General features: G+C 65.5%; 16 protein-coding genes and 1 pseudogene. 1 reads left to right on the forward strand and 16 read right to left on the reverse strand.

Translation table 11 applies throughout. The annotated features are described in order from the left end of the window. Window positions 1-160: 160 nt before the first annotated feature. The gene (locus tag ACN8ZM_RS09065; protein ID WP_051889838.1) at window positions 161-1060 is read left to right on the forward strand and encodes a LysR substrate-binding domain-containing protein; all 900 of its coding nucleotides are present in this window, start codon (window positions 161-163) and stop codon (window positions 1058-1060) included. A gap of 157 nt (window positions 1061-1217) precedes the next feature. Here the strand turns inward: ACN8ZM_RS09065 and ACN8ZM_RS09070 are convergent. The 16 genes and pseudogenes from ACN8ZM_RS09070 to ACN8ZM_RS09145 form a co-directional block, all read right to left on the reverse strand. Then, a pseudogene (locus ACN8ZM_RS09070) lies at window positions 1218-1367 on the reverse strand (helix-turn-helix domain-containing protein); the annotation flags it as partial. Window positions 1368-1591: 224 nt separating this feature from the next. Then, on the reverse strand, window positions 1592-2992 hold the full coding sequence (locus ACN8ZM_RS09075) for an ISNCY family transposase (RefSeq protein WP_420210992.1): 1401 nt from the start codon (window positions 2990-2992) through the stop codon (window positions 1592-1594). A gap of 304 nt (window positions 2993-3296) precedes the next feature. After that, the gene (locus ACN8ZM_RS09080) at window positions 3297-3521 is read right to left on the reverse strand and encodes a hypothetical protein (RefSeq protein WP_420209837.1); all 225 of its coding nucleotides are present in this window, start codon (window positions 3519-3521) and stop codon (window positions 3297-3299) included. 52 nt (window positions 3522-3573) lie between these two features. Next, window positions 3574-4068: a DUF2938 family protein gene (locus ACN8ZM_RS09085; RefSeq protein ID WP_089450539.1), complete on the reverse strand. Its 495-nt coding sequence runs from the start codon at window positions 4066-4068 to the stop codon at window positions 3574-3576. A 157-nt stretch (window positions 4069-4225) separates the two neighbouring features. After that, window positions 4226-5338 (reverse strand): aspartate-semialdehyde dehydrogenase, encoded by a 1113-nt coding sequence (gene asd, locus ACN8ZM_RS09090; protein ID WP_420209838.1) that lies wholly within the window; start codon window positions 5336-5338, stop codon window positions 4226-4228. 37 nt (window positions 5339-5375) lie between these two features. Next, window positions 5376-5813: an acetyltransferase gene (locus ACN8ZM_RS09095; protein WP_043183186.1), complete on the reverse strand. Its 438-nt coding sequence runs from the start codon at window positions 5811-5813 to the stop codon at window positions 5376-5378. 312 nt (window positions 5814-6125) lie between these two features. Continuing rightward, on the reverse strand, window positions 6126-6710 hold the full coding sequence (locus tag ACN8ZM_RS09100) for a flavodoxin family protein (protein WP_420209839.1): 585 nt from the start codon (window positions 6708-6710) through the stop codon (window positions 6126-6128). A 124-nt stretch (window positions 6711-6834) separates the two neighbouring features. Continuing rightward, window positions 6835-7263 carry an SRPBCC family protein gene (locus ACN8ZM_RS09105; RefSeq protein WP_420209840.1) on the reverse strand — a complete coding sequence of 143 codons (429 nt, stop codon included), beginning with the start codon at window positions 7261-7263 and terminating at the stop codon, window positions 6835-6837. Then, window positions 7260-7583 carry an ArsR/SmtB family transcription factor gene (locus ACN8ZM_RS09110; protein ID WP_043182962.1) on the reverse strand — a complete coding sequence of 108 codons (324 nt, stop codon included), beginning with the start codon at window positions 7581-7583 and terminating at the stop codon, window positions 7260-7262. The genes ACN8ZM_RS09105 and ACN8ZM_RS09110 overlap by 4 nt, the downstream gene beginning before the upstream one ends. 188 nt (window positions 7584-7771) lie before the next feature. Beyond that, window positions 7772-10933: a multidrug efflux RND transporter permease subunit gene (locus ACN8ZM_RS09115; RefSeq protein WP_420209841.1), complete on the reverse strand. Its 3162-nt coding sequence runs from the start codon at window positions 10931-10933 to the stop codon at window positions 7772-7774. A 21-nt stretch (window positions 10934-10954) separates the two neighbouring features. Then, on the reverse strand, window positions 10955-12316 hold the full coding sequence (locus tag ACN8ZM_RS09120; protein WP_420209842.1) for a TldD/PmbA family protein: 1362 nt from the start codon (window positions 12314-12316) through the stop codon (window positions 10955-10957). Continuing rightward, window positions 12316-13767, reverse strand: coding sequence for a TldD/PmbA family protein (locus ACN8ZM_RS09125; protein ID WP_420209843.1), 1452 nt, complete (start codon window positions 13765-13767; stop codon window positions 12316-12318). The genes ACN8ZM_RS09120 and ACN8ZM_RS09125 overlap by 1 nt, the downstream gene beginning before the upstream one ends. Then, a complete protein-coding gene (locus ACN8ZM_RS09130; RefSeq protein WP_420209844.1) occupies window positions 13760-15403 on the reverse strand; it encodes an ABC transporter ATP-binding protein in 1644 nt (547 codons plus the stop codon). The genes ACN8ZM_RS09125 and ACN8ZM_RS09130 overlap by 8 nt, the downstream gene beginning before the upstream one ends. Then, window positions 15403-16515: an ABC transporter permease gene (locus tag ACN8ZM_RS09135; RefSeq protein WP_089450547.1), complete on the reverse strand. Its 1113-nt coding sequence runs from the start codon at window positions 16513-16515 to the stop codon at window positions 15403-15405. The genes ACN8ZM_RS09130 and ACN8ZM_RS09135 overlap by 1 nt, the downstream gene beginning before the upstream one ends. Further along, window positions 16469-17521, reverse strand: a complete 1053-nt coding sequence (locus ACN8ZM_RS09140) for a microcin C ABC transporter permease YejB (protein ID WP_043182973.1) — start codon at window positions 17519-17521, stop codon at window positions 16469-16471. The genes ACN8ZM_RS09135 and ACN8ZM_RS09140 overlap by 47 nt, the downstream gene beginning before the upstream one ends. Before the next feature lie 13 nt (window positions 17522-17534). Continuing rightward, window positions 17535-19457, reverse strand: a complete 1923-nt coding sequence (locus ACN8ZM_RS09145; protein ID WP_420209845.1) for an extracellular solute-binding protein — start codon at window positions 19455-19457, stop codon at window positions 17535-17537. Between the last annotated feature and the right edge of the window lie 131 nt (window positions 19458-19588).

Consider the following 19588-nt stretch of genomic DNA (forward strand, 5'->3'; position numbering starts at 1 on the left):
CAACAAGACGGATGATAGGTGAGCGTCGACGATCTAAAAAATGAATTAATTGGATGGATTCGTTCGACAGTATCGATCGATGTTGCTACGCTGGCGCAATCGAATTGCCCGCTCTCTCGGGCGTGCGCGGCATCGTGAAAAAACTCCACGGCAGGCACCTATGGAACTGCGACACCTTCGCTATTTTCTGGCCATCGCTGAACTGAACAACCTGTCGCGGGCCGCCGAAACGATGTACGTCGCGCAATCCACGCTGTCACACGCGCTGCATCAGCTCGAAGAGGAACTGGGTGCCGCGCTGTTCGACAGGGTCGGGCGCAGCATCCGGCTCACGCAGGCAGGCCGCATTTTTCGCGACTACGCGGCTCGGGCATGCAACGAAGCGATGCACGCCAAACGGGCCGTGCAGGAACTCAAGGCACTCGAGGCGGGTACTTTCACCCTCGGTGCAATCCCCGTGTTTCCGCTTGCATTCTTGCCGGATGCCGTTGCGACCTTCAATCAGCGGTATCCGAAAGTGCGGATCTCGGTTCGGGATCTTCTAGCGGCGGAGCTTGAAGACAATCTGGCGCTGGGCGCGCTTGACCTCGGCATCGCATTTCATCCCGCGTCGCGCGACGATGTCGAATCGGAGTATCTGTTCACGGAGCGACTCGTGCTGGCGGTCGGCCGAAGCCATCCTCTCGCGAAGAAGCACCGGATCCAGTGGAAAGCACTCGATTCGATCCCGCTGGCACTGCTCACTTCGAGATTTTCGACACGAATCCTGATCGAGGAAACGTTCAGAAATGTCGGCGCACATCTGGCAGTCGCCGTAGAAATGGATACCGCCGAGTCGCTTCTCGCCGTCGCGGCGCAAGGACAGCTTGCCGCCATCGTTCCCGAAAGCGCCGGTGCGCGCTTCGAACACGTCAATCTGTTGCGCATAACGGGCCCTGAGCTGTCGCGTGATCTGGGCTTGCTATGGTCGAACAGGACAGGGCGAACCCGCGCGGCGAGCATGTTTGCCGACATGCTGAGGAGCCTGTCCGCCGAGCCGGCGGATCGTTCGCCCCCTTGATTCGTGATTCCGGGTCGGGCTCCCACGACCTTGTGGCGATTCGGGTGTTGGTCCTTGCCGCCGCCGCCGCGATCGCTTCGACACGCGCGCGACGCAACTGCTCGTAGCGGAAGAACGGGCAAGGCACTGTCGCACATCCGCTCCAGGAACCCGGCTACCGGATGACCAGCCGTTCCACCTGGCGCACGCTCAGGCCCAGCCGTTCGGCTGCACGTCCAGGCTTCAAACCCGTGTCTACCACAGCCTGGATTACCTTGAGTCGATCAAGCTCTCGCATCGTCAATGTCACCAATCCGGCTGGCTGCATGGTCGGCTCCGCGCTTGCTCAACGAGCCGTCCAGCATGCCAGCGGTCAAAAACACGACATCTGTAAATAGCCAGAACACGACATTAGGATATGGCTGCTACAAACAAATGTCATACCCGGATTCAGATGTCGTAGCGCCAGCTAAATACAGATGTCGCATGTTTCATCGGTTTTCCGTCATGCAGTGTTGAAGCGCCGAGCCTGAAGCAGCAGGGCGCTTACGTTCACCCACGGGCCTTGGCAGACCGCCGGTTCGACTCTGCTTGATGTGTCTGCGAAGCGACCTGCAGGATGGCTGCTTCGATGTCGGCTTCGGTGAACGCACGCTGCTTCTTGGCACCGGGCAACGATGCCTTGGCGCGTACCGGCAGCCCCCGATTGGCGCGCGACGGCGATCCCGAGATCCGTCGATTGTCGCGCTGCGCCTGGATCGCTTCAGCGACCTGCAGCGCGTGACTCAAGCGTTTGTGTTCGATGATCGCGCCTTGATCAACCTCCGCCAGCTTGTCGTAAAGGCGGCATCGCAATACCTCGCCATCGGCCTGTATTTCGATCCGTCCGTCCGGGTACTCCCAGACGTCGATATAGCGATGAACCAGCTTCCTATTCTCGAGCGTATCGTCCAGCAGATACAGCACACGGTCGTACAACACCGTCAGTGACTTCGATACCCGGCGCGTTTCGCGCCAGGTCATCAGCCGATCCAGATTCTCATCGTTACGCAGCGGCCGGTGCGCATTGAAGTCGCTGCGTGGTGGCTTCGCGAAGCGGGCGTTATACGTGGCGATGAAGGAGGGCGCATACGCGTTGGCGTCGGCTACCGTGCTGATCCCGCGCAAGCGCATCTCCTTGACCAGCCGGTCCTGCAACGTCAGATGGGCTCGCTCGACACGCCCCTTGGCTGAACTGCTGTTCGCGCAGAACGTGTCGATGTTCAGTTCATACATCGCCCGACCAAACTGCGTCACGCTGCTGCCGGTCTTGCCCGCATTCGGGCTGCGGAACACGCTGTACTTGTCGCTGTAGAACGCCACCGGCTTGCCATAGCGCTCCAGATACGCCCGCGTCGCCTCAAAGTAGCTGAAGGTCGATTCGGTTGCCGTAAAGTGCAGATGCATCAGCCGGCTCGTCGCGTCGTCGACATACACCAGCAGCGTGCAGGCCGGCGCCCGTTCCTCGAACCACCGATGATCGCTGCCGTCGATCTGGATCAGTTCACCCAGGCACGCCCGTCGCGCTCGCGGCTGGTAGACCTTCGGCGGTCGTTGCCGGCGCGGAATCCAGAGCCCAGCGTCTGTCATCAGCCTCCTGACGGTTTCCTTCGACAACTGCAGCCCATGGCATTCGCAAAGCTTCTCGCAGGCCAGCGTCGGCCCAAAATCGGCGTAGCGCTCCCGAACCAGGCTCAAGGCACGATGCGCCAAATCCTCGGGCAGTTGATGGTTGCTCGCGTGGCCACGGCGCTGCGAAAGCAGACCGGCCGGGCCAGCAGCCCGATACCGGGCGACCAGCCGTTCAATCTGCCGTCGACTGATCCCAAGCCGCTCCGCGGCTCGCCAAGGCATCAGACGCTGCTCGATCACGGCTTCCACGACCTTCAGACGATCCAGCTCCCGCATGCTCATGGTGATCAGTCCAGGTTGGCCCACGATGCGCTCCGGCAGTTCGAACCGCCGCCAGCATGCGCCGAAACCCTCGAACTACGACATTTCAACTTTGCTCAGATGCGACATTACTACTTTGCTCCTACAACAAAAATGTCGATAACTATGATTATGTCAAATCAAGTTTTTAGCGTGGCAGACAGCCCCGTGACCCGTCCGTTCAAGCAATTTCGCTCCCATTTCCAAAGTCTTGTTCGTCCAATCACGATGCCAAACCAGTACCGACCTCCTGGCCATCAGCGGATTTCGCTCAGTCCGCCACCCCTCACTTTCGCGACGCATTCTTTTCGAGCGCTTTGCGAGCATCCGGGAAATGTTCCTTGGCCTGCTCGAGCGCAAGAAAAGACGGCGCTCGAGCTTCCGCAACAATCTCCAGAAATTGCCCACAATGCTTGCACTGGTACAACTCCGCGTGCCTGGAAATATTTATACCCAGATATTCATAGTTGGAGCGCGTTCCACCAAAGCTGCGACACTTTTCGCACGTCATCGAAATCTCCTGGATGGACCGCTTGCAGTCGATGCTTCACCATCACCCGTCGTTAGCGCATCAGCATCGCAAAGAAGATTGCGGCGATGTACAGCGCAATGCCGTAGTACAGGTGCGCGATAACGCCCTGGCGACGTGCCGCCCAGGGATCCGGCGTGCGCGAGCACAGGACACCCATCCCGAACGCAGGCACGACGATGAAGAACGGTACCGCGAGCGTGAGAAGACCTGCTGCGATCGCCGCTGCCCACGTCGGACGGGCAATCCAGTCCGTGCCGCCACCGAGCAGGATCGGCAAGAAGCCGAACGCCGCACCCAATGCGTAATGGGCGATCCAGCCGATCGCCTTTTCGCCCGGAATCGGCGGCGACGCGAAAATCGGCTTGTGGAAGAATCGTCCGCGTGCCATGTGCCCGATCCAGCGTCCCACGACATCGAAGCCGTAATTCGGCACCTTGAACGCCTTTTCGAGAAACACGGCCCACACATCCGACAGCGCGGTGGCAATCAGGCCGATAAAAACGCCTGCGATGATGATGTCACTCATGGTTTTTCTCTCTGCTTTCCAGACGCGAAGCGCGTCGACGCCACCCGCATCGAGTCGGGCTTTCCACGTATCGGGACGAAGCGATCACCGAAAGATCGAGCGACGGCGGCGCACGTTGCTCCGCCATCGCTGAAACGCCCTGCTCGCTGCAAACCTACTACGCGTTCAGAATCATGTTCAGCACGCGCCGCAGCGGTTCAGCCGCCCCCCATAGCAATTGATCGCCCGTGGTCAACACGCTGTACATCTGCGGCTCGACGTTGAGGCGACGCAGTCTGCCCACACCGATCTTCAGCGATCCGCTGACCGCAGCGGGCGACAGCCGTTGAATCGTTTCCTGCCGGGTGTTCGGCACAAAATCGACCCACTCGTGCGCATCGCGAATCAGCCTTTCGAGACGATCGGGTTCGACGTTCTCCTTCAGCTTCAGCGTGATCGCGGCCGAGTGGCTCTGCAGCGCAGCGACGCGCACGCAGAGTCCGTCAACCCGGATCGTGCCCGGCGGCAGCCCGAGGATCTTGTTCGTCTCGACTTCGCCCTTCCATTCCTCGCGGCTCACGCCGTTGCCGAGGTCGCTGTCGATCCACGGAATGATGCTGCCTGCGAGGGGCGCGCCGAACGCTTCGACCGGATAGTCGCTCGCGCGCGACGCTGCGTGTGCTTTCGCCAGCACGTCGAGCACCGGCGTGTTCGGATCGCCAAGCGTGTCGTCGACACGCTTGGCGACGGCCGACATCTGGCCGAGCAGTTCCTTCACATGCTGTGCGCCGGCGCCCGACGCTGCCTGGTAGGTCATCATGCTCATCCATTCGACGAGCCCGGCGCGGAACAGCCCGGTCAGGCCGATGAGCGAGAGCGTGATCGAGCAGTTGCCGCCGATGTAGTTGCGCACGCCCGCAGCGATGCCGGCTTCGATCTGTTCGCGGTTGACCGGGTCGAGCACGATGATCGAATCGTCATCCATCCGCTTCGCGGACGCCGCATCGATCCAGAATCCGCTCCAGCCCGACGCACGCAGCACCGGATACACCGCCTTCGTGTAGTCGCCGCCCTGGCAGGTGATGATGACGTCCATCTCGCCGAGGCTTTCGACCGAGTTCGCATCGAGCAGACGGTGCTCGGCGCCAAGCGGGTCACGATACGTGCGCCCTGCCGCCGACGTGCTGAAATACGTCGGCGATATTCTCGAAAAATCGCCCTCTTCGCGCATCCGCTTCAGCAGCATGGAACCCACCATGCCGCGCCAACCCACCAGTCCGACCTTCGTCATTGTTTCCCCTGCCTTATCGAAATTACTTCAATCCTGCTCAACCTTGGTATTCAAGATGAATCAGCGGGTACGGCCTGCCTTGATCGTCGACAGGTGAATGGCCAATGCGCTTGAAGCCCATTTTTTCGTAGAAACCCACTGCCTGACTGTTCTGCTCATTAACGTCAGTCGTCATGTTCGGGTGAAGCGTCAGTCCGTGGCGAACCAGCGCAGCGCCAATGCCCGTCCCTCGACAAGCCGGATCAACGAATAGCGCCTGCATGTGCCCGCTCTCGATGAACATGAAGGCCAATGGATAATCATTGGCATCGACGGCAAGCCAAAGCGGCGCTTGCGGCAAAAAGCCGCACACCATTTCGTCAATCGCGCGGCGGTCTTCCGCTGACAAAAAATCATGCGTCGCATCAACCGCACCTCGCCAGATTTCAACTGCGCGCGCACCGTCCTCGGGTCGAGAGGCCCTAATCTTAATCATTTGCATATTTTCAGGTATTGAATCATTCAAAACCCCACACGAAGGGAGGTTTCTAATGTCAGTTAATCCACGCCCCAAACCGAAATCGAATTCGAGTGGCAATCAATTGCATTGAAATCAGCGTCAGGTGCGGCAGTGTGAGCCACCCTGACCTGCCACCCGTGCCGATGCCCTCCATCTGCCCGGACACGCCAACCGCAACGATGGACCGAAACCGGACGGTTCAGGACACGGCACCGCTCAACGCGACGAGCCGGCCGTCACCAGGGCCGATGAACGTCACCGCAGCCATTTGCCGTCACGCGACAGCATTCAAGCCCGTCCGCGCACGAGTTGCATCGCAACCTCGGCCACGCGTTGACCCAGATGGCGCGCCGTGGCCAGATCCGATTCCGGCGGCACGACATCGGCCGCCTGATCGACATTGGATTGCGCTCCCGCACCGAGCCAGAATCCCAGGCGATTCAAGTCCCGATCCGAGCCCGTGGTGGAGTTGTTCGCCGGCGGCAGCGCAAGGTTGACCCAGTGCATGCCGTGCTGGGCGGCAAACAGCGCGATCTGGATCAAGGTGGCAAGCTTGTCGCCGGCGTGAGCGCCCGAGTTCGTAAACCCCGCAGCGACCTTGTCTTGCCATGCGCCCTTGGCCAGAACGGCGTTCGAGGTCGCCTCTTGAAAGATCTTGAATCCTGCGGACACGCTGGCCATATAGGTGGGCGAGCCGAAGATGATGCCGTCCGCCAACGCCAGGTCGTCCCAGCGCGACGGCGCCTCCTCGGTGGTCAGGAGCAGCGCTTCTGCGCCTTGAATGCGTTCCACGCCGGCGCGCACCGCATCCGCCTGCCTGGCGGTGTGGCCATACATGCTGTGATAGATGATTGCGATTCGGACAGTCGACATACCTGCTATTCCTTGAACGTGCGGCCGAAGCCGATGGCTTGCGCCAGGCAAGCATGCCCCCTGGGGCCGGCCGTCCAGCAGGCCCCATCGGGAAGAAGAAAGCGTTGATGTTCAGTCGCCGGAACTAGCCGATGATCTGATCCAGTTTGTCCAGAAAGCGAGGCCAGGCCGCGCCGAGGCGCACGTAGCTGAGCGCGGTCGGAGACGGGAAGCCCGACTGCTCCATGTGCAGCACGGTGCCGCCCTCATGTGGCGTCAAGGTCCACGTGACGATCGTCTTCAGCCCGCTTGCGGATTCCGTTCCATCGCCCCAGCGATAGCTGAGCAACCGTTCCGGCTCCACCGCGATGACCTGGCAATTCGTGATGCCCGACCACCCGGGCAACGGCGCCGCGCGCAGCGTAAAGCGGTGGCCGACCTCAGGCACGAAGTCGTTGGCCATCAGCCACTCCCCGATCAGCCACGATTGCGTGAGTGCGCGCCACACTTTTTCGGGCGGATGCCGAAGGTTTCGCTCCACGACCAGGCTGTGCGATTCTCGCGATGCAGTCATGTGTCCATCCTGTCCAGCAGGTCCGACAGCGCGTCGATTCGATCCCGCCAGAACACGCCGTAGACGCCGAGCCAGTCGATCAACGGCGCAAGCCCCTCCGAACGGGCGCGGTAATAGGTTTCTCGTCCTTCCGGGCGCCCTTCCACCAGCCCGGCCTGTCGCAAGACGGCCAGATGCTTGGACACGGCCGGCTGCGAGACGCCCGCATGCGCGGTCAGTCGTCCGACCGTCTGCTCGCCTTCATGGGAAAGCCGCTGAAAAATGGCCCTGCGGGTCGGTTCGCCCAGCGCGGCAAACAGGTCGTTGGCAGTAGGTTCCAATCCATAGCTCAAAAGTTATGAATCTGAATGATAACCGTAGAGTTATGGATTTTCAACCCGGCAGCGTGTCATTTGCCCCGCGCGTCGATGCGGCGGGTTTCGACGCATCGCCGTGCGCTTCGACGAACCCGATGCGATGGGCATTGCCGTCAGTCATCCACGCCCGACCATCCGCTGGCGGCGGTGCGTCACTCCCCGACTGTCTCCGCCTGTCGATCGTCGCGCCTCGTCACCGCCACCCGCCGGCCGCGCCGGCCAGCCGATGCCACGACGCGAAACGCGACCGGCGCAAACACGAGCCCGAACACCGTCGCCGCCAGCACGCCTCCGAACGCGCCCGTGCCGATCGAGCGCCGGCTTTCCGCGCCCGCGCCCGTCGCCAGGACGAGCGGCACGACCCCGAGCAGGAACGCCATCGACGTCATCACGATCGGCCGGAATCGCGCGGCGGCCGCGTCGACCACCGCCTGCCGCAACGGCACGCCGTGACCGGCCAGGTCGCGCGCGTACTGAACGATCAGGATCGCGTTCTTCGCCGCCAGCCCGACCACGGTGATCATCCCGACCTTGAAGTACACGTCGTTCGGCATGCCGCGCGCGAGCACCGCCGCAATCGCGCCGATCATGCCGAGCGGCACGATCGTCAACACCGACAGCGGAATCGTCCAGCTTTCGTACAACGCGGCCAGCGCCATGAAGACCGCGAGCACCGACAGCCCGACGAGCAGCGGCGTCTGCCGCGCGGCGACCTGCTCCTCGCGCGCCGCATCGACCCAGTCGAAGCCGATCCCGGCCGGCAGCGCAGCGGCAAGCCGCTCCATCTCGGCCATCGCCGCGCCCGAACTCGTGCCGGTCGCTGCCCGGCCGCTGATGTCGAGCGACGGATAGCCGTTGTACCGGTTCAGCATCACCGGCCCGATCGTCCAGTGCGGCGCGGCAATGGCCGACAGCGGCACCATGTCGCCGGTGCGGTTCGGTACGGTGAGCGCCATCAGTTGCGTATCGGTCGCGCGGGCAACCGGATCGGCCTCGATGATCACCCGCCGCATCCGGCCCGACGCCGGAAAGTCGTTGATGTAGTTCGAGCCGAACGTGCCGCCCAAGAGCCCCGCGATCCGCTCGAACGGTACGCCGAGCGCATAGGCCTTCGCGCGATCGACATCGAGCTCGATACGCGGCGCATCCGGCAGGTCTTCGAAATGCACGGCAGACAGCAACGGATCCGCCTTCGCGCGTTCGGCAAGCTGCTCGCGAGCCGCCTTCAACGCGTCGAGCCCGACTCCGCCGCGATCCTCGAGCCGGAACGTGAATCCGTCGGAATGCCCGATGCCGCGCACCGACGGCGGCAGCGCGGCCTCGACGTCGCCGTCGAGGATCGCGCCGAAGCGCGCGTTGAGCCGGTCGCGCAACGCCATCGCGTCGACGTCGCGCTTCGCCCAGTCCTTCAGCTCCACGAACGCCATCCCGACGTTCTGCCCGCTGCCCACGAAACTCCAGCCGATCACGCTCGTCACGTTCGCAATTGCCGGCTCCCCGTGCAGGATGGCCTCCACACGCTCGACGACAGCGAGCGTGCGCGCCTGCGTGGCGCCTGCCGGTAACTGGATCATCACCTGCAACTGCCCCTGGTCCTCGGTGGGCAGAAAGCCGCCCGGCATCATCCAGTACAGCAGCCCGCATCCGATCACGAGCACCGCATAGACCGCCACGACCATGCCGGTGCGACGCACGGCAAACACGGCGACGCGGCGATAGCCGGATTCGGCGCGCGCGAAAGCCGCGCCGAACCGGTCGGCCAGACGCGCGCCGATGCCGCGTCGCCGCGCACGGCCGGTGCCGCCGTCGTGTCGCGCGACCGGCTTCAGCAGGTTCGCGCACAGCGCGGGCGTGAGCGACAGCGCCATGAACGACGACACCAGCATCGACGCGATCATCGCCACCGCGAACTGCCGGTAGATGCCGCCGACGCTGCCCGGGAAAAACGCCATCGGCACGAATACGGCAGTCAGCACCGCGGTCACGCCGACGATCGCCCCGCCGATCCGCTTCATGGCCCGGCGCGTGGCGTCGCGCGGCGACACGCCCTCCTCCATCACGCGGTGCACGCTCTCGACGACGACGATCGCATCGTCGACCAGGATGCCGATCGCCAGCACGAGGCCGAACATCGTGAACACGTTGATCGACAGCCCGAACGCCCACATCGCGACGAACGCGCCCATCAGCGTGACCGGAATCACGACGGTCGGCACCAGCGTGTAGCGCAGGTCGCGCAGGAACAGCCACATCACGCCGAACACCAGCACGACGGCCTCGACGAGCGTCAGCACGACTTCGTGGATCGCGATCTTGACGAAGTGCGCGCCGTCGAACGGAATCTCGACCGCGACGCCCGGCGGCAGCGTCCGCGACAGCTCGGCGAGCCGCGCGCGGATCGCATTCGACGTTTCGAGCGCGTTGCCGCGCGGGCCGAGCTGGATGCCGACGGTCGCCGCCGGCCGGCCGTTCAGTCGCGAATAGAACGAATAGTCGTCGCGGCCGATTTCGACGCGCGCGACGTCGGCGACGCGCACCGCCGAACCGTCCTGCTTCGACTTCAGCACGATCCGGCCGAACTCCTCCGGCGACGTGAGCTGCCCCTTGACGACGACCGTCGCGGTGAGCTGCTGGCCGCGCACGAACGGCGCGTCGCCGATCGCGCCGGCCGTGACCGTCGCGTTCTGCGCGCTGATCGCCGCGATCACGTCGTCGGCGCCGAGATCGTATTCGCGCAACTTGACCGGATCGAGCCAGACCCGCAGCGCCTCGTCGGCATCCCACAGCTCGGCCGCGCCGACACCCGGCGCGCGCTTCAGCTCACGCAGCACGTAGCGGTTCAGGTAATCGCCGAGTTGCGCGGAATCGCGCGTGCCGTCGGTCGACGTCAGCGTGACGAGCATCAGGAACGTGTTCGCCGCCTTGAACACGCCGATCCCCTGCTGGACGACCTGCTGCGGCAGCCGCGGCTCGACCTGCTTCAACCGGTTGTTGACGTCGACGAGCGCGATGTCCGGATCGGTACCGGGCGAAAACGTCACGTCGATCTCGAGGTTGCCGTGGCCGTCGCTGCTCGTCTCGTAGTACAGCAGGCCGTCAGCGCCGTCGAGGCTTTCCTCGATGATGCTGCCGACATCGGCATCGACCGTCTCGGTCGACGCGCCCGGATAGGACGCGGTGATCACCACCCGCGGCGGCGCCAGGCGCGGATACTGCGCGATCGGCAGTTGCGGAATGGCCAGCACGCCCGCGACGACGATCGCGAGCGCGACGATCCACGCAAATACCGGGCGGTCGATGAAGAATGACGGCATCGGCACGTGTCGGCGAACGCGCTACAGCGTGAGCTCGAACGAACGCGCGAGCAGCCCCGGCAGCTGCGCGCCTCCGGTGGCGCGCTCGCCGTACGTGTCGTCGTTCGCCAGCAGCGCCGGTGCCGCGCCGAGCTGCTCGAGCTCCGACCCGAACAGCCGGTAGAAACTGTCGTCGAACCGCATCGCGTCGACCGGCGCGACGATGCGCCCGCCTTCGACCCAGAACGTCGCGAACCGCGTCATCCCCGTCATCCGGCACGTGATCGGATCCGAGAAGTTCAGGTACCAGAGGTTGCCGACGTAGAGCCCCGTGTCGAGCGCGGCCAGCACGTCGGCATCGGCGAGCGTGCCGCCCGCGATCGTCAGCGACTGCGGCGATTCGCCGTTGTCCGCGCCGTTCGGCGCGCACCCTTGCTCGCGCGCGGTCCGTGCGCATACGAGCTGCCCGGCGCCCCGCCCTTCGACGACGAGCGGCACGCTGTCGCGCCGGTAGCCGTCCGCGTTGAACGCCGGGGCGATGCCCAGCGAGAAATCCTCGGTGATCGATACGCGCGGATCGAGCGCGACCTCACCGGCGTACAGACGATGCAGCGGGCTGCGAGCGCTCGCCAGCGCGCGCGCCGAGAAGCCGCTCCAGCCGAGCAGGCTCGTCATCTCGTGGACGGCGTCCGGCGCGAAATAGGTGCGGTAGCGCCCGGGCGCCAGCGCCTTCGGCGTGCGGCCGAGCACGGGCAGCCGCGCGGCGGCCGCGTCGACCTTGGCCGCGAACGCCGCATCGCGCCAGTCGTCGCCCGCATAGACGGTCTTGATCGCGCGGCCGCTCGGGTCGTATAGCGACCAGCTGAAGTTGAAATTCTCGACCTCGTACCAGCCGCGGCTGCCGGTCGACGACGCGAAGCCGCGCGCCAGCGTGCCGCCCGCGTAAAAGCCGACGAAGTCGAGCCCGCGCGCGCATTCGGCCACGATTCGCGCGAGCCCGTCCGCATCCGGCAAACGCCCGGTGCGGCGCGTTTCCTGCACCCACGACGACGTATCGAACAGCAGGTGCGGGTCGTCCTGCGCATCGCGCAGGCCGTCGCGCAGCACGGCAATTGCATCCGCCAGCTCGCGCAGGTCGGCCGCCGGATCGCCGCACACGGTCAGCGCCGAGTGCGCCTGCCGCGCCCCGTCGACGAGCCGCACGGACAACCGCCCCTGCGTGACGCGCCCGGTCTGGCGGATCCTGCCGCCATTGAAGCGGATGAAGTCGGAGGTTTCGCTGGAGAAGCCGAGCAGCACGGTTTCGGCCGGCGTCGTCAGCCGTTGTGCGTCCTCGGCGAGCCGGGAGAAATACGCATGCCAGTCGATGCCGGCCTGGCGCGCCATCGGATCGAATCCCGTCATCACGCCCCTCCGAATACGTCGACGCCGGCGAACACGCAGGCCGGCGCGGCGTGGCCGACACGGATGATCTGCGCAGGCTCGCCCTTCCCGCAGTAAGGCGTGCCGTAGATGCCGAACGTGCTCGCATCGCCGACCGCGCGCAGGCTGCGCCAGAACTGGGCGGAGATGCCGCGGTAGTTCGGGCGCTTGACGACCTGCGTGAGCCGGCCGTTCTCGATCAGTTGCCCGAATTCGCAGCCGAACTGGAATTTGTTGCGGTGGTCGTCGATCGACCAGGACGTGTTGGTGCGCATCAGGATCCCGTGCTCGGTGCCCGCGATCAGCGCGTCGAGCGACTGGTCGCCGGGTTCGACGTTCAGGTTCGCCATCCGGTCGATCGGCGCGCGGTTCCAGCCCGACGCGCGCGAGTTGGCCACGCCCGGCAGGCCCGCGCGCTGCTGCGACAGCGCCCCGCCGAGCAGCCGTTCGAGCACGCCATTGCGAATCAGGTACTGCTTGCGCGCCGGCGTGCCGTCGTCGTCGAACGCATAGGACGCGGCTTCGGCCGTCGGCTCCGGATCGAACGTGACGTTCAGCAGCGGCGAACCATATTGATAGTGGCCGACCATCTCCGGCCGGACGAAACTCGATCCGGCAAAGTTGCGCTCGTCGCCGAGAATCCGGTCGAGTTCGAGCGGATGGCCGATCGACTCGTGGATCTGCAGCATCATCTGGTCCGGCATCAGCAGCAGATCGCGCCGGCCGGTCGGGCAGTTCGGCGCGGCGAGCAGCTGCAGCGCCTCGTCGGCAACCCGAACGCCGGCGCCGTCGAAGCCGTAGCGTGCCAGCACGTCGATGCCGCCCTGCGCGAGCGTGCCCGACTGACCGAGCGAGCGCGTCTGCGTGTCGCCGTCGCCGTGGGCAACGGCTTGCAGCTCGGGCATCAGGAAGCGGAAGCGCTGGTCGATCCGCACGCCGTCGCTCGTCACGTAACACTGCTCGGTGTGCACGATCATCACGCTCGCCGCGCGTTCGACGATGCGCGCGCCGAGGTTCGCCGCCGCGCATTCGTGCGCGAGACGCTCGATCCATTCCGCGCGCGAAGGCAGTGCCGCATCGACCTCGGGCGACGCATACGTGCCGCTCGCCTGCGGGCGCGCGGCGTGACGATGATCGACCAGCGCCCACGGCGCACTGGCCCGCGCCCGCGCGGTCGCGATGTCGAGCGCCGCCTGCAGCCCGGCCGGGGACAGGTCGGGCGTCGCCGCATAGCCCGCGCCCGTGCCGGCCCAGGCCGTCAGCATCGCACCGCGCTCGCGCGTGCGCGAGAACGGTTGCGCGACGTCGTTGCGCACCGCATGTTCGTCGATCGTCTCGTCGACGATGCGCAGCGACCAGAAATCGGCGTCGCTGCGCAACGCCTGCGCCGCCTGCACGGCTCGGGCGCCCGGCGCCCGGTTCTCGTCAATCATCGGTTCTCTCTTGCTGCTCCTGCGGGCCGCGCTCCGGCGCCAGCATGGACGACGCGAGCAGTGCTCGCGTATACGGATGGGATGGCGCATGCAGCACGTCGAGCGTCTCGCCCGCCTCGACTACGCGCCCCGCCTTCATCACGATGACCCGGTGGGCCATCGCGCGCATCACCGCCAGATCGTGCGTGATGAACAGGTAGCTGAGTTTGTACTTCTTTTGCAGATTCGTCAGCAGATTCAGCACCTGCTTCTGGATCGACACGTCGAGCGCGCTCGTCGGCTCGTCGAGCACCAGCAGTTCCGGCTCCACCGCCAGCGCCCGCGCGATCGCGATCCGCTGCCGCTGCCCGCCGGAAAATTCGTGCGGATAGCGCAGCATCGACTCGGGCGGCAAGCCGACCTCCTGCAGCAGCGCGGCGATCCGCGCCCGCCGCGCGTCGCCGGTCACCTGCGGCCGGTGCACGCCCAGCCCCTCGCCGACGATCTGCTCGACCGTCATGCGCGGCGACAGCGAGCCGAACGGATCCTGGAACACCACCTGCATGCGCCCGTACAGCGTGCGGCGGCCCTGCGTCGTGCGCAGCGACGCGAGCGGCATGCCGTCGATCTCGATCCCGCCCGACGCCGGCCGCTGCAAGCCGAGCACCGCCGACGCAAGCGTCGATTTCCCCGAACCCGACTCGCCGACGATCCCGAGCGTTTCGCCGCGCTTCAGGCTCAGCTGCACGTCATGCACGGCGCGGAACGTCGTCTTGCCGAGCACCGAGCGCCAGCCCTTTGCCGCGATGCGATAGTCGACGGCGAGCTGCTGGACGTCGAGGATCGTCTGCGCACCGGCGGCGACCGGCTCGATCGCCCGTTGCGGCGCACTGTCGAGCAGCCGGCGCGTATACGGATGCTGCGGCGCCGCGAACAGCGCGGCCGTCGTGTTGGTCTCCACCAGCACGCCCTTCTCCATCACGGCCACGCGCTGCGCGAAGCGCCGCACGAGGTTCAGGTCGTGCGTGATCAGCAGCACGGCCATCCCGCGCGCGGCGGCCTCCTGCTCCTGCAGCTCGATCAGCAGGTCGACGATCTGCTGGCGCACCGTCACGTCGAGCGCCGTCGTCGGCTCGTCCGCGAGCAGCAGCCGCGGCCGGCAGGCCAGCGCCATCGCGATCATCGCGCGTTGCCGCTGCCCGCCCGACAGCTGATGCGGAAAACTGTCGATGCGCCGCTCCGGCTCCGGAATCCCGGTGCGCCGCAGCAGCGCGATCCCGCGCTCGCGCGCGTCGCCCGGGCGCAGCCCCTCGTGCAGCCGAAGGCTCTCGGCGATCTGCTTGCCGATCGTGTACAGCGGATTGAGCGCCGTCATCGGCTCCTGGAACACCATCGCGATGTCGGCGCCGCGGATCCCGCGCATCTGCTGCTCGGTCTTCGCGAGCAGATCCTCGCCGTCGAACAGCATCCGCCCCGACAGCGTCGCCTGCTGCGCGAGCCGCAGGATCGACAGTGCGGTCACGCTCTTGCCCGACCCCGATTCGCCGACGAGCGCCACGCGCTCGCCGCGGCCGATCGACAGGCTCAGGTCCTGTACGGCCGTATTCGCGCCGAAATGCGCGGAAAACCCGTCGATCTGCAGCAACGGTCTCGTCATCACCGCCCTCCGCCAAATGCCGAGCCGCGCGTACGCGTATCGAGCGCGTTGCGCAGCGCATCGCCCATGAAGGTAAGCAGCAGCAGCGTCACCACCAGCGCCGCGAACGCCGCGATCGAGATCCACCACGCATCCAGATTGTTCTTGCCCTCCTGCAGCAGCTCGCCGAGGCTCGGTGTCGGCGGCGGCACGCCAAGGCCCAGGAAATCGAGGCTCGTCAGCGACAGGATCGCCGCGCTCATCCGGAACGGCAGGAACGTGATCACCGGCGTGAGGCTGTTCGGCAGCACGTGGCGCCACATGATCTGTGCGTTCGTCAGCCCCATCGTGCGCGCTGCTTTCACGTAGTCGAGCCCGCGGTTGCGCAGGAATTCGGCGCGCACGTAATCGGACAGCACGAGCCAGCCGAACATCGACAGCAGGATGAACAGCAGCCACAGCGACGGCGTGAAGATCGACGCGAAGATGATCAGCAGGTACAGGTCGGGCAGCGCGCTCCAGATCTCGATCAGGCGCTGCCCGACCAGGTCGGTGCGGCCGCCGTAGAAGCCTTGCAGCGCGCCCGTCAGCACGCCGACCAGCACGCCCGACACGGTCAGCGCGAACGCCATCAGCACCGACAGCCGAAAGCCGTACAGCAGCCGCGCGAGCACGTCGCGGCCGAACTGGTCGGTGCCGAGCCAGTTGCTCGCCGACGGCGGCGCCGGATACGGCCGCGACGCGAAATAGTCGATCGTGTCGTAGCGATAGCGGTTCGGCGGATAGATCGCGAAATTGCCATGCGACTCGAGCTTCGTGCGGATATACGGATCGAGATAGTTCGTCATCGCGGGAAAGTCGCCGCCGAACGCCGTCTCCGGATAGTCCTTCACGATCGGAAAGTAATAGTGTCCGTCGTAGCGCACGATCAGCGGCCGGTCGTTCGACAGCAGGTCCGCACCCAGGCTGAGCGCGAACAGCACCGTGAAGATCACGAGGCTCCAGTAGCCGAGCGGCTGCGCGCGAAAGCGCAGCCACGTGCGCCGCCATGGCGACGGCGACGCCGCGCATGCGGCGCAGGCCTGGTCAGTGGTCCAGGCGGTTGAACTGGATACGGGGGTCGACGAGGACATAGCAGATATCCGCGATGAGTTTGGTCAGCAGGCCGATCAGCGTGAACAGGAACAGCGAGCCGAGCACGACCGGATAGTCGCGGCGGATCACCGAGTCGTACGACAGTTGCCCCATGCCGTCGAGCGAGAACAGCGTCTCGATCAGCAGGTTGCCGTTCAGGAACGCGCCGACGAACGCGGCCGGCAGCCCGGTGAGCAACGGGATCGCCGCGTTGCGCAGCACGTGCTTCCACAGCACGTCGCGCTCCGGCGCGCCCTTCGCGCGTGCGGTCAGCACGTACTGCCGGCCGATTTCCTCGAGGAACGTGTTCTTGGTCAGGATCGTGACGATCGCGAAGTTGCCGATGACCGACGCCGTCACCGGCATCACGATGTGCCACAGATAGTCGAGCGCCTTGCCGATCAGCGTCAGGTCGTCGAAGTTGTCGGACGTGAGCCCGCGCATCGGGAACACCTGCCAGAACGTGCCGCCGCCGAACAGCATCAGCAGCAGCACGCCGAGCACGAAGCCCGGCACCGCGTAGCCGGCCAGCACCAGCACGCTCGTCACGGTGTCGAACCGCGACCCGTTGCGCACCGCCTTCGCAATGCCGAGCGGCACCGACACCAGATAGGTGAGGATCACCGTCCACATCCCGAGCGTGATCGACACCGGCAGCTTCGAGCGGATCACCGCCCACACGCTGCGGTGCGCGAAATAGGACTGGCCGAGGTCGAACGTCGAATAACTTTTCAGCATCAGCACGTAGCGTTCGAGCGGCGGCTTGTCGAAGCCGAACTGCTTGCGGATCTGCTCGATCTGCTGCGGGTCGACGCCCTGGCTGCCGTGGTAGCCACCGCCTCCACCGCCCGCCTCCCCGCCGCGTGCGCTGCCGTGGCGCAACTGCGCGAGCACCTGTTCGACCGGGCCGCCCGGCACGAACTGCGTGACCGCGAACGTGATCGTCACCACCCCGATCAGCGTCGGGATCATCAGCAGCAAACGCCTGAGTATGTATGCCAGCATCGTCGTTCTCCCGTCAGGCCGCCGGCGCGGGTGTCGCCGCCGGCTGCTTCACGTACCAGTAGTCGATGATCCAGTCCTCGTACTGATAGGAATCCGGCACGATCGCCGGGTGGCCGAGCGTCGCCTTGTATGCGATCCGCGCATTCGGCAGGTAGTACTGCGGGATCACCGCGTACAGGTTGATCAGTACGCGGTCGAGCGCGTGCGTGGCCGTCTCGAGATCGTCGAGCGTGTCGGCCGCGAGCGCCGCGCGGATCAGCGCATCGACGGCCTTCGACTTCACGCCCGGATAGTTCTCGGAGCCCGGCTGCGACGCGGCCGCGCTGCCGAAGCGGCGCGTCAGCTCCGCCCCCGGGATCGTCACGGGCAGGTAGATGTACGTCGTCATGTCGTACTCGAAATTGTCGAGACGCTTCAGGTAGACCGCGCTGTCGATCTCGCGCAGATACGCGTGGATGCCGAGCATCGCGAGCGCCTGCGTGTACGGCAGGATCAGGCGGTCCATGCCGGGCTGGTCGTCGATGATCTCGATCGTCATCGGCGTGCCGTTCGCGTCGCGCAGCGCGCCGTCGCGGTAATGCCAGCCGGCCTGCGCGAGCAGGTCGCGCGCTTCCTTCAGGTTCGCGCGCAACGAGTTGGGCGGCAGCGTCGACGGCTGCTGGACCATCGGGCCGAACACCTCCGGCGGCAACGTCGAACGGAACGGTTCGAGCAGCGCAAGCTCCTTCTCGCTCGGCATACCGGATGCCGCGAACGGGCTCGCCTCCCAGAAGCTATTGGTACGGCGATACTGCCCGTAGAACATCATCCGGCTCATCCAGTCGAAGTCGAACGCCAGCGCGAACGCATGCCGCACCCGCACGTCCTGGAACATCGGCTTGCGCATGTTGATCAGGAAACCCTGCATCTGCGCGGGGCCGTCGGGAAACTCGCCGCGCTTCAGCATGCCGTTGCGGAAATTCTTGCCGACGTACTTGCGCGCCCACTGTGTCGCGCTGTATTCCATGCGCGCGTCGATGTCGCCGGCCTTGAACGCCTCCAGCGCCGTGTACTGGTCCAGGTACAGCTTGAACGACACGTGCGCGAAGCGGAACATGCCGCGTCGCGACGGCAGGTTCGCCGCCCAGTAGTGCGGATCGCGCACGTAGCTGATCTGCTTGTCGTTCTTGCGCTGGTCGATCAGGTACGGGCCACTCGCGATCGGCGGCACGTTCGCGATCTGGTCGAACGGCGGGCGCGTGCCGTCCGCGCGCTGCCCCCATTTCGGCGAAAACACCGGCAGGTCGCCCGCGATCAGCGCGGCGTCGCGCTCCGCGTGCTTGAACTCGAAGCGCACCGTGTGACCGTCGACGACCACCGCGCGCTTGATGATCGAAAACTGTGCGTTGTACAGCGGCGAGGCCTGCGGGCTCGTCAGCGTATCGAACGAATACCTGACGTCGGCCGCGGTGATCGGGTCGCCGTTCGAGAAGCGTGCGGCCGGATTGATGTGGAACGTCGCCGACAGCCCGTCCGGCGCGACGTCGACGTCGTCGGCGATCAGCGCGTATTCGGAAGCGAGCTCGTCCCAGCTGCGTTGCATCAGCGTGTCGAACATCAGGTTCTTGATGTCCGGCGCGGGCGCGCCGCGCACGAGGAACGGGTTCAGCGAATCGTAGCTTTGCGCTTCATCGTAGTTTTCAAATTGGAGCGTGCCGCCGTCGGGCGCATCGGCATTCGCGTAGTCGAAATGCGTGAAGCCCGGCGGATACTTCGGATGATCGTATTGCGAGATCGCCTGCACCGCGAGCGCAGCCTGCGGCATGACGCCGCCCGACACGAGCCACGCGGCGCATACGAGCAGCGCGGCGCGCGTGGCGGCGCGCATCCGCGTAAGCGTGCGCTTCAGGTGCGCGTGGCGCGGTACGCGTGCCCGTCGCCATTTCAACTGTCTCATGGTCAGTCTGTCCGGAAGCGTGCGGGCGTGACGCCTGCGCGCGGTCGATGCCTGTGCCGGACGCCGCATGCCGGCTGCGTCCCGCGGATGGTTCGTGCTGTTCACGATCGGATGAGCTGCGCCGCCGCGCG

Source organism: Burkholderia aenigmatica, assembly GCF_048627025.1.
Taxonomy (GTDB): domain Bacteria; phylum Pseudomonadota; class Gammaproteobacteria; order Burkholderiales; family Burkholderiaceae; genus Burkholderia; species Burkholderia aenigmatica.